Source organism: Cupriavidus sp. USMAHM13 (assembly GCF_001854285.1).
Classification (GTDB): Bacteria; Pseudomonadota; Gammaproteobacteria; order Burkholderiales; family Burkholderiaceae; genus Cupriavidus; species Cupriavidus malaysiensis.
Window position 1 is genome coordinate 3020587 of record NZ_CP017752.1, and the last position, 12772, is coordinate 3033358.

General features: G+C 69.8%; 11 protein-coding genes. 4 read left to right on the plus strand and 7 right to left on the minus strand.

Annotated features, from left to right (window positions below):
• Nucleotides 1–111: 111 nt before the first annotated feature.
• Together BKK81_RS31460 and BKK81_RS31465 are read right to left on the minus strand one after the other, a co-directional pair.
• Nucleotides 112–723, minus strand: a complete 612-nt coding sequence (locus BKK81_RS31460) for a TetR/AcrR family transcriptional regulator (protein ID WP_071021190.1) — start codon at nt 721–723, stop codon at nt 112–114.
• Between the two features lie 249 nt (nt 724–972).
• Nucleotides 973–1341, minus strand: coding sequence for a hypothetical protein (locus BKK81_RS31465; protein ID WP_071021193.1), 369 nt, complete (start codon nt 1339–1341; stop codon nt 973–975).
• A 689-nt stretch (nt 1342–2030) separates the two neighbouring features.
• On the opposite strand from BKK81_RS31465, the gene BKK81_RS31470 reads away from it, so the two are divergent.
• Nucleotides 2031–2921, plus strand: a complete 891-nt coding sequence (locus BKK81_RS31470; RefSeq protein WP_071021196.1) for an EAL domain-containing protein — start codon at nt 2031–2033, stop codon at nt 2919–2921.
• A complete protein-coding gene (locus BKK81_RS31475) occupies nt 2918–3742 on the plus strand; it encodes an EAL domain-containing protein (protein WP_071021198.1) in 825 nt (274 codons plus the stop codon). The genes BKK81_RS31470 and BKK81_RS31475 overlap by 4 nt, the downstream gene beginning before the upstream one ends.
• Here the strand turns inward: BKK81_RS31475 and BKK81_RS31480 are convergent.
• Entirely contained in the window at nt 3705–4334 is a 630-nt protein-coding gene (locus tag BKK81_RS31480) for a nitrogen fixation protein NifQ (RefSeq protein WP_083384637.1), read from the minus strand. The two genes, BKK81_RS31475 and BKK81_RS31480, sit on opposite strands and share 38 nt — an antisense overlap.
• Before the next feature lie 218 nt (nt 4335–4552).
• On the opposite strand from BKK81_RS31480, the gene BKK81_RS31485 reads away from it, so the two are divergent.
• The gene (locus tag BKK81_RS31485; protein WP_071021202.1) at nt 4553–5356 is read left to right on the plus strand and encodes a BPL-N domain-containing protein; all 804 of its coding nucleotides are present in this window, start codon (nt 4553–4555) and stop codon (nt 5354–5356) included.
• 26 nt (nt 5357–5382) lie between these two features.
• Here the strand turns inward: BKK81_RS31485 and BKK81_RS31490 are convergent, their stop codons facing one another.
• Complete coding sequence (locus tag BKK81_RS31490; RefSeq protein ID WP_071021203.1) at nt 5383–6039, minus strand: LysE/ArgO family amino acid transporter; 657 nt, start codon at nt 6037–6039, stop codon at nt 5383–5385.
• 73 nt (nt 6040–6112) lie between these two features.
• Here BKK81_RS31490 and BKK81_RS31495 point away from each other — a divergent pair, with 73 nt between their 5' ends.
• A complete protein-coding gene (locus BKK81_RS31495) occupies nt 6113–7009 on the plus strand; it encodes a LysR family transcriptional regulator ArgP (protein WP_071021206.1) in 897 nt (298 codons plus the stop codon).
• Nucleotides 7010–7035: 26 nt separating this feature from the next.
• On the opposite strand, the gene BKK81_RS31500 is transcribed toward BKK81_RS31495, so the two are convergent.
• From BKK81_RS31500 to BKK81_RS31510, 3 genes are read right to left on the minus strand one after another with little or no spacing between them, the layout of a single operon-like run.
• A complete protein-coding gene (locus BKK81_RS31500; protein ID WP_071021209.1) occupies nt 7036–10155 on the minus strand; it encodes an efflux RND transporter permease subunit in 3120 nt (1039 codons plus the stop codon).
• Between the two features lie 6 nt (nt 10156–10161).
• Nucleotides 10162–11322: an efflux RND transporter periplasmic adaptor subunit gene (locus BKK81_RS31505; protein ID WP_071021212.1), complete on the minus strand. Its 1161-nt coding sequence runs from the start codon at nt 11320–11322 to the stop codon at nt 10162–10164.
• A gap of 2 nt (nt 11323–11324) precedes the next feature.
• Nucleotides 11325–12650, minus strand: coding sequence for a TolC family protein (locus tag BKK81_RS31510; RefSeq protein ID WP_071021215.1), 1326 nt, complete (start codon nt 12648–12650; stop codon nt 11325–11327).
• Nucleotides 12651–12772: the final 122 nt, after the last annotated feature.

The following is a 12772-nucleotide window of genomic DNA, read 5'->3' on the forward strand; positions in this document are numbered from 1 at the left end:
CTTGCCGCGTGCCGCCCGGGCAAACAAAAAGCCGGCCCTTTTCAGGGCCGGCTTTTTGTTGCTTTCATTCTGGCTTGCACCGCATTGCCGCGCGCGCAGGCGTGCCGCGGATCAGGATGCCGTCGCCACTTCCGCCCGCGCCACCTGGACCGGATCCGGCGAAGCGTAAGCCACCAGCAGCTTGCCCGCTGCCTCCAGCCGCTCCGGCGAACCGAACAGGCGGTTCGACACCACCGCGCTCTGCAAGGCGGCGTAGATCACCTGCGCCAGGGCCAGCGGCGGCACCGGCAGTACCTTGCCGTACTGCTGCTGCGCGCGCTCCAGCATCTTCGCCAGGCGGAGTTCCTGGGTACGGAAGAATTCGCGGATCACCGACTGTGCGTCGTCCGACAGGCTCAGGGCCTCGTTCGCCAGCATGCCCGCCAGGCAGATCTGGTCGCTGCCGCAAGCCGCCGTGCGCAGGGCCTCGAGATAGGCGCGCGCCTGCTCCTGAGGCGACTCCAGCGCATCCACGGCCTTCATGCGCTCCAGCACGCGGGCGCTGTATTCCTTGACCGCCTCCAGCACCAGGTCGTCCTTGGAGGGGAAGTAATAGTGGATGCTCGAGGTCTTGACCCCGACCAGTTCGGCCAGGTCCCGATAGCTGAAGCCGTTCACGCCGCGGCGGCGGATCAGCACCAGCGTGTGCTCGAGCAGTTGTTCACGGACGGTTTGGGTTTTCATGGTGCGATCTTATCTATCTATCGATAGAGTCTCAAGCATATCCTATGTGCATCCGCACATACAGCCCGCACCGCGCTCACGCCGGCAGCACTTGCGCCGCCAGGGTCACGAGCGAGCCGCTGGCCAGGCACAGGAACACCCAGCCGGCCAGGATCAGAACGCTATCCCGCAGTCTCATGATCGCTTCTCCACTCACCTGCTAACGCGGGGCGGCACCGGCCAGGGGCCGCCACCACCCCGCCATCCACATCAGGCCAGCGCGCCGTCGGTGTACGGGTCGAACTTGCCGACCTTGGCGCCATCCGTGTACGGGTCGGCCTTGCGGGCCGGCTCCGACGACACGCCGCTGCGGTCCAGGCCTGCCACGATGCGGGCACCGTCGGTGTACGGGTCGAACTTGCCGACCTTGGCGCCGTCCGTGTACGGATCGGCCTTGCCCGCCTTGGCCCCGTCCGTGTAGACGCTGCGCGCGTCATTGCCGCGGAACACGTAGCCGTAGCGGTCGCCCGAGATGCCGCTGTCCTTCGGGCCCGAGGCGTAGGCCTGGCCGCCCAGCACGGCGGCAGCCAGCACGGCGGCGGTGATCAGGGTCTTGGTGAAGGTCTTGTTGGTGCTCATGATGCTCTCCTTGTCTAGCAAGAATCCACGCGATCGGGATCCGGTTGGTCTGCGGCGCGGCGCTTGGTGCCGGGCCGGTTAGGTATCTACTTGCATCTACCTGTAGATAGAGAACCGGTCCTGAAAAAACGGGGAAATCCCCGATGTCGCGCTGGATCCTCTTTTTCTTTCCTGCCGCCGGTGGCGGAGGGGAAGCAGCGATCCATGAACACATGGTATCTACTGGTAGATAGATAGTCAAGGAATTTTTGCGCTGCCGCAACAAGAAGCAGGACGCTGCCTCCGCCATCGACCGCTCCACGTGTCGTGCCGGACACGCCTGCTGTCTCATGGGCCCATATGCTGTGCATGTGTCAGCCCGGACGCTCCCCGACCGCCTCGACACTCCCCTCGCGCGCGGGGTGTATTCGCCGCCACGGCGCCCGGGAGAGATGCCGCACCGACGATCCCTCCGTTCCGGGGGCATGTTCAAGCGCCCGCCTCTCTTAGTCTGCGAACCGGATCCACGTCGATACCGCTTCCTGCCACTGCATCGCCAGCGCGATGACATTGTTCCGCCCATTTCCCGCCAGCCGCCTTGCCGGCCCCGCCGCCCCGCATGTCCCGTTCCTCGCACCGAGCGGGTCCACCCTGCTTGCGCGGACCTGCCGCTCCGGCCTGGCCGTGGCCAACAGGAAGGCGTCCCGGCCATGAAGGATGCGCCGAAAGACCACGCGCCGCCGCCCGATGAAACGCTGCTGGGGCGGGAATTGCCCGCAGCGATGCGGCGAGGAGAACTGGCGCTGCGGCTGCGGCCCATCGTCGCCGGACGCAACGGCCGCTGGTGCGCGGCGGAGGTGGAGCCGGTCTGGCAGCACCCGCTGTATGGGGTGCTGCCGCCCCCGTTGCTGGCGCGCGTGGCACGCCACTGCGGCATGCGCGCCGCCCTGGGCGACTGGCTGCTCGACACCGTGCTGGCCGACCTGAAGCGCTGGAGCCACCTGGCCCCGCAACCATTCCGCATCCACCTGCGCGCCTCGCTAGGCGAACTGTCCGTGCCACATGCCCAGAAGCGCGTGCTCGACGCGCTGCGCCAGCACGGCATCGGCGCGGGCCGCCTGGTACTGGCGCTGCCGGAAAGCGTGGTCGCGCAGGCAGCGGAACAGTGCCAGCCCGGATTCGCCAGCCTGCGCGCGCTCGGCGCACGTATCGCGCTGGCCGGCTTCGGCAATGGTTACTCCACGCTGGGACTGCTGCGCGAGATGCCCATCGATGAACTGTGGATCGATCCGCGGCTGGTCGGCACCCTCGCCTTGCCCGAGCCGCGCGGCATGGCGATCGTGTCGGCGGCAATCGAGGTGGCGCGGGCCCTCGACCTCGAGATCGGCGCGCGCGGCGTCGACAGCCGCCCGCAGCGGGTCGCATTGCGCACGCTCGGCTGCGATGCGCTGCAGGGCGACGCCATCGCGCCCCCGCTGGTGCCGGATGCCTTCCTGCGCCGCCTGCTCGGTGAACCTGCGCCGGCATGGCACGAGAGTGGCGATCGCACCGCGCCCGCCGATCCGCCGCGCGAAACCCGCCACACGTACTACGCGCCATGAGCGCCGGCAAAGGCTACGACGGCAGGCACGGCGCCTCACGCGCGGGCATGATCGAGGCCGGCCTCGCGCGCGCCATGCAGCTGGACGAACTGCACCTGATGTTCCAGCCCAAGTTCGGCACGGCCTTGGGCGAGCTGACCGGTGCCGAATGCCTGCTGCGCTGGCGCCACCCGCGCCTGGGCAACATCCCGCCGGACGAGTTCATCCCGGTCGCCGAGGCCGGCGGCCAGATCGCGCCGCTGACCGGCTGGGTCATCCATGCGGCCTGCCGGCAACTGGCCGCATGGCGCCAGGCCGGCTTCTCGCCGCCCCCGCTGGCGGTCAATATCTCGCTCAGCCACCTGAGCGAAGGCGACCTCGCCGGCTGCCTGCACGAAGCCCTGGCGCGGCATGGCCTGGCGGCCGCCAGCCTGATGCTGGAGGTCACCGAGTCCACCCGCATCGGCGCGTCCACGCATATGAAGGGCCTGCTCGGCCATCTGCGCGCGATCGGCGTCGGCGTCGCCATCGACGACTTCGGCACCGGCTACTCCAACCTGCTCCATCTCCATGAGCTGGACGTGGACCAGATCAAGATCGACCGGGTCTTCATCAGCGCGCTGGAGAGCGAGGACACGCGGGCGCATCGCCTGCTGCTGGCGCTGATCCGGCTTGCCAAGCGGCTGCGCATCCAGGTGGTCGCGGAAGGTGTGGAGAACGCGCGCCAGCTGCGCGCGCTGGCGCTGATGGGGTGCGACCAGGTGCAGGGCTACTACCTGTCGCGCCCGCTCAGCGTGGCGGGCTTTACCGAACTGCTGGCGCGGCAGCGCTGGCTTGGCTAGCCGGGCCGTGGATCGGCACGGCCCCCGCCCGGCCTTCCGGGCCGTGACATTGCGCATAGTGGTCGCAACGGCTGCAGGACGGCTCGGGACAGGGATGCAGGTCCAGGCGGGCGCAGACGCGATGGTAGAAGAACTTCTTCCACTTCATATCGGTGGTGTTGGCGGCGAACACCGGCGCGAACCGGGTGCGCAGCAGGTCCGAGACATCATCGCGTCCGCCCAGCCCCATGTCCTCCCACAGATGTCCTCCGCCGAAGCAGCCGGATGCCAGCGCATGGGCGGTCCAGCGCACCGCCACGCCGTCGCGGCCGGGACTGCGCCCGTCCCACAGCATGTCCACCAGGTCGGCGAATTCGCAGGGCAGCGCCGCGGCATCCACGTTCGGCGCATCGGGGGCCCAGCCCGCCGCCGCCGCGCCGGGAAAGTACCGGTCGAGCAAGACGCGGAACTCTTGGCTGGGCAGGCCCAGCCATTGCGCGAACGCGGGCAGGCGCCCGCTTGCGGCGCTCTCCAGCACGCCGGCGAGCGCGCGCGCGACGAGATCGCCCGGATGGGCGGCAAAGGCGTCGAGAATCAGCAGCGAACGGTTCATGGGGTACGGGCGGCAGGAACGGCGGGAGCGGTGCGGCGGGCCGGGCCGCCGCACCGCAAGCACAGATCGAAATATATAGAGGTATATAACGAGGGTCAAAACCCTGTGCAGGGCGCGGACACGCCGATGCCGCGTCGACGCAGCCCGGGCCGGCGGAATCTGGCTTAGACTGCGCAGGAACCCCGGCGCCGCAACGCCACGATCGCTCCGGAATCCGCATGCCGAAACCCCAGATCCTTACCTACATCGACGCCGGCGCATCCGACTGGACCGCCTGCCTGATGCGGACCATCGGACAGCAGCTGCATCCCGGCGAATATGAGATGCGCACGGTGATGGCCGCCGATATCCGGCTGGACCCGACCTTGTTCGACCACGCGGTCATGTTCGTGATGCCGGGCGGCGCCGACCTGCCTTACTGCGCGGCGCTCAATGGCGCGCCCAACGCGCGTATCCGGCGTTTCGTCGAAGCCGGCGGCACCTATCTCGGCATCTGCGCGGGGGCCTACTATGCCTGCCGGGAGCTGGCCTTCCATGCGGGCACCCGCGGCGCGATCTGCGGCCCGCGCGAGCTGAGCTTCGTCGACGCGGTCGCGGTGGGTTCGCTGCCGGAACTGACCGGAGGCCTCCTCTACGACGGCACGCCGCGCACCACCGCAGCGGTGACGCTGCGCACCACGGACCACCTGTCGCCGGCACCGCTGGCGCTGTATACGCACTACCACGGCGGCTGCCGTTTCGATTTCGACGCGGCGCCCGGCGCCGGCACGCAGGTGCTGGCGGTCTATGCGGATCTCGGCGGCACGCCCCCCGCCATCGTCAGTGCGCGCGTCGGCAAGGGCCGCGCGATCCTGAGCGGCGTCCACCTGGAAATCTCGGAGCTGGAGTGCCAGGAAGCGCTGCAGGGACACAGCGACAAGGCCAGCCACGCGCACGTCTGCCAGCGGCTGGCGCAGACCGGCGACGCGCGGCTGGCGGTGTTCCGCCAGCTGCTGGCGCACGGCGGGCTCAAGCTGGGCTGAGCACCGCGCGCGCCGCGCGCCCCGCCTCAGAAGCCCAGCACCACATGGCGCACCAGCAGCGCAGACAGCGCGAACATGGTCGCGCCGATCAACGCATCCAGCACCTGCCAGGCCTTCGGCCGGGCGAACCACGGTGCCAGCCGGCGCGCGCCGAAGCCCAGCAGTCCGAACCAGAGCAGGCTGGCCCCGCTCGCGCCCGCCACGAACCAGCCGCGCAGCGCCGCCGGCTGCTGCGCGCCCATGCTGCCGACCAGCAGCACCGTATCGAGATAGACGTGCGGATTGAGCAAGGTGAACGCCGCCGCCTGGGCCAGCACCGCGCCCCGGCCGGCCCCGATGCCGCCCGCCGCGGCCTGCAGCCGGTGGGACTGCAGCGCACGCCGCCAGGCCTGCAAGCCATAGACGGCTAGGAAGACCGCGCCGGCCAGCGCCAGCACGCGCGCCAGGCCGGGACGCTCTCCCAGGGCCTGGGCCATGCCCATCACACCCGCGCAGATGAGCAAGGCATCCGCCAGCGCACAGAACAGCACCACGCTGCCGACATGCTCGCGGCGCAGGCCCTGGCGCAGCACGAAGGCATTCTGCGCGCCGATGGCGACGATCAGCCCGAGGCCGAGGGCAAGGCCCTGCAGCACGACGGACATGGCAAGCGGAGCGGTGGTGGAAGGTGGAAGGCTCATCATGGCGCCAGCTTGCCAGCCTCCTTGGATGAAGCCAAACTATCTTTCCTACATCAACATTAGCGGAACTTCATCGATGCTGGATTACTCGGCGCTGGCGGCATTGGTTGCCGTGGTTCGGGAAGGAAGCTTCGAGCGGGCGGCGCGCGCGCTGCATGTGACACCATCGGCCATCTCGCAGCGCATCCGGCAGCTGGAGGAGCGCGTCGGCTGCCCGCTGGTGGTGCGCGAGCAACCCTGCCGGGCCACGGAAACGGGACGGCGGCTGTGCCAGCACGTCGACCGCGTGCGCCTGCTCGAGCAAGAACTGCAGGGGGCACTGCCGGCGCTCGCCCCGCAGGGGCTGGCGCGCGTGACCTTGCCGGTGGCGGTGAACGCCGACAGCCTGGCGACCTGGGCCGCGCCGGCCATCGCCACCTTCGCGGCGGCGCACCCCGTGCTGATGGACGTGACGGTGGACGACCAGGACCACACCACCGAGTGGCTGCGCAGCGGCGCCGTGCTGGCCGCGGTGACGGCCACCGCGCACCCGGCCGCCGGGTGCAACAGCCGCCCGCTGGGCGCCATGCGCTACCTGGCGGCGGCCAGCCCCGCCTTCGTGCGCCACCATTTCGCCAGCGGCGTCGGCGCCGGTACGCTGGCCAGGGCGCCCAGCCTGGTGTTCAACAGCAAGGACGCCTTGCAAGCGCACTGGGCGCGGCGCCTGTGCCACCGGCACGTTGAGCTGCCGCGCCACGCCCTGCCCTCGTCGCAGGCCTTCGTCACCGCAGCGCTGGCCGGCATGGGCTGGGGCCTGCATCCGCTGGGGCTGATCGCCCCCCATCTCGCCGACGGCTCGCTGGTCGAACTGGTGCCGGACACGCCGCTGGACGTGCCGCTGCACTGGCAATACGCACGCGCGGCGTCCGGCCTGCTGGAGCGCTTGAGCGAGGAGGTGCTGGCGGCGGCGCGTGCCGCGCTGCTGCCGGCCTGAGCGGAAATCAGGGCTGGCGGCTGCGCTTACACGGGCGCGTCCCGCACCGGATCCGCCTTCTTGTCGTCGAACCAGCGATACAGCACCGGCACCATCACCAGCGTCAGCAGCGTCGAGGTGATCAGGCCGCCGATCACCACCACCGCCAGCGGGCGCTGCACCTCGGAGCCCGGGCCGTTGGAGAACAGGAAGGGCACCAGGCCCAGCATGGCGATGGTGGCCGTCATCATCACCGGGCGGAAGCGCTGGGTCGCGCCCAGTGCCACGGCCTCGGCCACCGGCACGCCGGCTTCGCGCTGCGAGCGGATGTAGGACACCAGCACCACGCCGTTCAGCACCGCCATGCCCCACAGGGCGATAAAACCCACCGAGGCCGGCACCGACAGGTACTCGCCGGTGACGAACAGGCCGATCACGCCGCCGATCGAGGCGAACGGCAGCACGGTGATGATCAGCGTGGCCAGGCGCAGCGAGTTGAACAGCAGGAACAGCAGGAAGAAGATCGCGGCGATGGTGACCGGCACGATGATCTTCAGGTGGCCCATGGCACGTTCCATGTTCTGGAACTGGCCGCCCCACTCGAGGTAGTAGCCGTCCGGCAGCTTGACCTTGGCGGATGCGGCCTGCTGCAGCTCGCCGACAAAGCCGCCCAGGTCGCGTCCGTTGACGTTGATCATCACCACCACGCGGCGCTTGCCCATCTCGCGGCTGATCTGCGCCGGACCGTCGTTGACCTCGATCTTCGCCACGCTCTGCAACGGCACCTGCACGCCGTCGGGCGCCGTCACCAGCAACTGGCGGATCGCCTGCACATTGCCGCGGAAGGCCTCGGGCAGGCGCACCGCCGCGCTGAAGCGGCGCTCGCCCTCGAAGACGTCGGTGGCGCGCTTGCCACCGATGGCGATCTCGATCAGGTCGTGGATATCCGATACGTTCAGCCCGTAGCGCGCAATGGCCTGGCGGTCGATCTCGATCGACAGGTACTGCTGCCCGGTGACACGCTCGATGCGGATATCCTGCGCCCCCGCGATGCCCCCGGCCACGCGCGCGATCTCGCCGGCCAGCTCGCGCAGCTTGCCGAGGTCGTCGCCGAAGACCTTGACCGCCACGTCGGAGCGCACGCCGCTGACCATCTCGTCGACACGGTCGGAGATCGGCTGCGCCATCACGATCTGCGCGCCGGGAATGGCCTTGAGCTTATCGCGGATGGCATTGGCGATATCGTCCTGGGTCCAGCCGTCGGGCCACTCGTCGCGGTCCTTCAGGCTGGCGATCGGCGTCGACTCGTTCTGGCCCTGCGGGTCAGCCGGGCTTTCGCCACGGCCCACGCCGGACACCACCGATTTCACGCCCGGCACCGACAAGGCCAGCTTGTTGGCCTCCCTCTCCAGCTTGATCGACTCCTCCAGCGAAATGTTCGGCACGCGATCCAGCGCCGGCACGATCGAACCCTCCTTCATCTCGGGGATGAAGGAAGTACCCAGCAGCGGCACCACCGCGATGGCGGCGGCGAAGGCGCCCACCGCGCAGATAACAGTCTTGCGGCTGTTGGCCAGCGCCCAGTGCAGCAGGCGCAGGTAGTGGCGCTTGAGGAAGGCGATCACGCGGGTGTCGTGCTCGGCCCCGCCCTTGAGCAGGTAGGACGACAGCACCGGCGACAGCGTCAGCGACAGGATCAGCGAGATCGCCAGCGCGATCGAGATGGTGAAGGCCAGCGGCGCGAACATCTTGCCTTCCATGCCGGACAGCGTCATCAGCGGCAGGAACACCAGGATGATGATGCCGACGCCGACGATCACCGGCGTGGCCACCTCGCCGACCGCCTTGACCAGGATCTCGGTCTTGCTCATGCCGGTCTTGTCGCAATGGCCGAGCCGCTCGAAGGCGTTCTCCACCACCACCACCGAGCCGTCCACCATCAGGCCGATGGCGATCGCCAGCCCCCCCAGCGACATCAGGTTGGCCGACAGCCCCACCTGGTTCATCACCATGAAGGTCAACAGGGGCGTCAGCACCAGCGTCGCCAGCACCACCACCGAGGAGCGCACGTCGCCCAGGAACAGGAACAGCACGATCACCACCAGCACCACCCCTTCGAGCAGCACCTTGGTCACCGTCCACAGCGCGGCGTCCACCAGCTCGCTGCGGTCGTAGTAAGGCACGATCTGCAGCTTGCCCGGCAGCATGCCGCGCGCGTTGATCTCGGCCACGCGCGCCTTGACCCGGCTCACCACCTCCTTGGCGTTGCCCCCGCGCGTCATCATCACGATGCCGCCGACCGCCTCGGTCCGCCCGTCCTTGATCAGCGCGCCCTGGCGCACCTCGTGCCCGATCTTGACCTCGGCCACGTCGCGCACGTAGACCGGCGTGCCGTCGATCTCCTTGAGCACGATGCTGCCGATATCGTCGAGGCCGCGCACCAGGCCCACGCCGCGGATCAGGTACTGCTCCGCGTAGTGCGGCAGCACGCCGCCGCCGGAGTTGGCATTGTTGCGCGCCAGCGCCTGGTAGACCTGCTGCACCGAGACCTGGTAGTGGCGCATGCGGTCGGGATTGACCAGCGCCTGGTACTGGCGCACGTAGCCGCCCTGCGAGTTGATCTCGGCGACGCCGGGGATCGAGCGCAGCAGCGGGCGCACCACCCAGTCCTGGGCGATGCGGCGCTCGGCCAGTTCTTCCTGGGTCAGCTCGCGCTCGCCGTCATCGGCATGGTCGAGCGTGTACTGGTAGACCTCGCCGAGGCCGGTCGAGACCGGGCCCAGCACCGGTGCCACGCCTTCCGGCATGCGCCCGCCCACCTCGATCAGCCGCTCCATCACCAGTTGCCGGGCGAAGTAGACGTCGGTCGCATCGGTGAAGACCAGGGTGATCAGCGACAGCCCGGGCTTGTTCAGCGAGCGCATTTCCTGCAGGCCCGGCAGACCGGTCATCGCCATCTCGACCGGCACCGTGACGAAGCGCTCGACCTCTTCGGGCGAGCGGCCGATCGCCTCGGTGGCAATCTGCACCTGCACATTGGTCACGTCGGGGAAAGCGTCCACCGACAGCTTCTTGGCCGCGCCCAGGCCGAACGCGAACAGCACCACGGCGAGCACGCACACCACCAGCCGCTGCTTGATGGCGGCCTGTACTAGGGATCGGATCATGGCGGCTTACCCCTGTTCGAGTCGCTTGCGCTCGTTGTCGAGGTGGAAGGCCCCCTCGACCACGATGCGGTCGCCGGCGCGGATACCGCCCTGCACCACGCGCATGCCATCGCTCTCGGCGCCGAGCTTGACCTTGGTCAGGCGATACTGTCCGCCAGGCTGCTCCACGTAGACCAGTTCATCGCCGCCGTCGCGCACGATGGCCGACTCGGGCACCACCAGCTGGTCCACCGCCTTGCTGGCGATCAGCATGCTGGCCAGCATGGCCGGCTTGAGCCGTCCTTCCTTGTTCTCCAGCTCGGTGCGCACCAGCACCGTGCGCGACTGCGGATTGACTACCCGGCCGACGTAGATCAGCTTGCCGGTGATGCGGTCGTGACCGGCGCCATTGGCCAGCGACGGCACCTCGATGTCCACGCTCTGCCCTTCCGCCACCAGCGCGGCCTGCTGCTCCGGCACTTCGGCCACGACCCAGACGCGCGACAGGTCGGCCACCGTATAGAGCGCGTCGGCCGGCTGCACCACCTGGCCCTGGGCCACGTTGCGCTCGACCACGGTGCCGCTGACACTGGAGAACACCGGTGAATAAGAGTCGATGCTGCCGCTGCGGGCCAGCTCGGCGACGGCACCCTGCGACATACCCAGCACGCGCAACTGGTCGCGGTAGGCGCGCATCTCGGCCGAGGCGATCGCATACTCGCTCTCGCGCCGCTGCAGCTCGCCGCGCCCGATCACGTCGGCGGCGTACAGCTGGCGCGCGCGCTCGGCGTTGCGCGCCTGCAGCTCGGTCTGCGCCTCGGCCTTGAGGAAGGCCATCTGCGCGGTGCCCAGCTCGCTGCTGTGCAGGCGCGCCAGCACCTGGCCGGCCCTCACTTCCTGGCCGAGCATGGCATACAGGTCGGTGACGCGGCCGGTCACACTGGCGCCGATGCGCGCCACGCGCTGCTCGTCGAAATCGATGCGGCCGGCCACGCGCAGCATCTCGCTGAAGGCGCTGGTGGCGGCCGGCGCCACCTTCAGCGTCTTCTGCAGTGTCTCTTCGGGCTTGACGATGCCCGGCGGCAGCCTGGCCGGCTCGGCCGCCGGGGCCGCTTGGTCGGAGCAGCCGGTCAGCACGGCGAAGGCCGCGGCGCAAGCCAGCAGCGAAAGGGAAAAGTTCGGGCGCATGGTCATTGGAGTCCGGTGAATGCGGGCGTCGACGGCACCGTCGACAGCAATTTCTCGATCTGGATGGCGGCGAGCTGCAGCTCGTACTGAGCGGCGATCAATTCGCCGCGGGCGCTGCGCAGCACGCGCTGCGCGTCGATGTAGTCGAGGATGCCGCGCTCGCCGAAGCGGTAAGCGGACTCCGCCACGGCCAGCGCGGACTCGGCCTGGCGCACGATGCCGGACTCCAGCGCCGTGACCTGGGCCTGGGCCGCCTCCATCTGGTGATAGGCCGTCTCCAGTTCCTGGCTCAGCTCGAATTCGCGCGCCTCCAGCGTGCTGCGCGCCTGGGCGGCCTGCGCCACGGCCTCGTTGACCGGCCCGCTGCGGCGATCCCACAGCGGAATGGTCAGCACCAGGCCGACCTGGGTGACCGTGTTGTCAGGCTGCCGCTCCGTGCTCGCGCGCAGCGACACTTCGGGCAGGCGCAGCGAGCGCTGGTAGTCGACCGCCAACCGCGCCCGTTCCAGCTCCATGCGGCGCTGCGCCAGCTCGGCGCTCTCGCTGCCGAGCTGCTCGCGCAGGCGCGGCAGCGGCGGCAGCGCCACGGCATCGCCCAGCGAGCCGCTGAGTGCGAAATCGGCCGGCATGGCACCGCCCACGTGCTGGCGCAGCGCGGCGCGCGCCTGCTCCACGCGCAGCTGCGCCGCCTGCCTGGTCTTCTGCGCGGTCAGCAGTTCGGTCTCGGCCTTGATCAGCTCATAGCGCGGCGCCTCGCCCACGTCGACACGCAGGCGGGCGCGGGCATGGATCTGCCGCATCATGCTCAGGTCCTCGCGTGCCGCGGCCAGCTCGCTCTCGCGGCGCAGGGTCTCATAGAAGGACTGCTTGACGCGCGCCGACAGGTCCGCGCGCCAGGCCTGGCGGCCGGCGTGGGTGGCATCGAGCTGTCGCCGCGCGATCTCTTCGCGCAGGCTGCGCTGCCGCGGGTAGTCGAACTTCTGCGTGATGGCATAGGTGGGCGCGCTGCCGCTCGCCACACCGGCCGTGCGCCCCGACAGGCGGCCGTACAGCACCTCGACCTGCGGGTTCGGATAGGCGCGGGCACTGGTGACGGCCGCGCTGGCGGCGTCGACGCCGGCCTGGGCGGCGAGCGCCCCCTGGTTGGTCGACTGCGCCAGCGCCAGGAGCCGGGACAAGGAGAAGGTGTCGGCGGGGGAGCGCGCGGCGGCCGGCGGGGCGGCAGCAGCCGCCGCGGAGGGTGCGCTGGCGGCGGCCGTCCCAGCCTGCGCCGGCGGCAAGGCGAACGCGAGCGACGCGGTCAAGACTAGCGTGGTGGTGGTCTTCATGGACAGGCAAACAGGCCGCACGGCCGTGCGCCAGCCACCATCGCCCCAGGGGCGACGGCAAGCCGGCTCCCGCCCTCGCCGACTGGCGAACAGGCGGACGGGCGGACGGGCCGGGCCTCAGG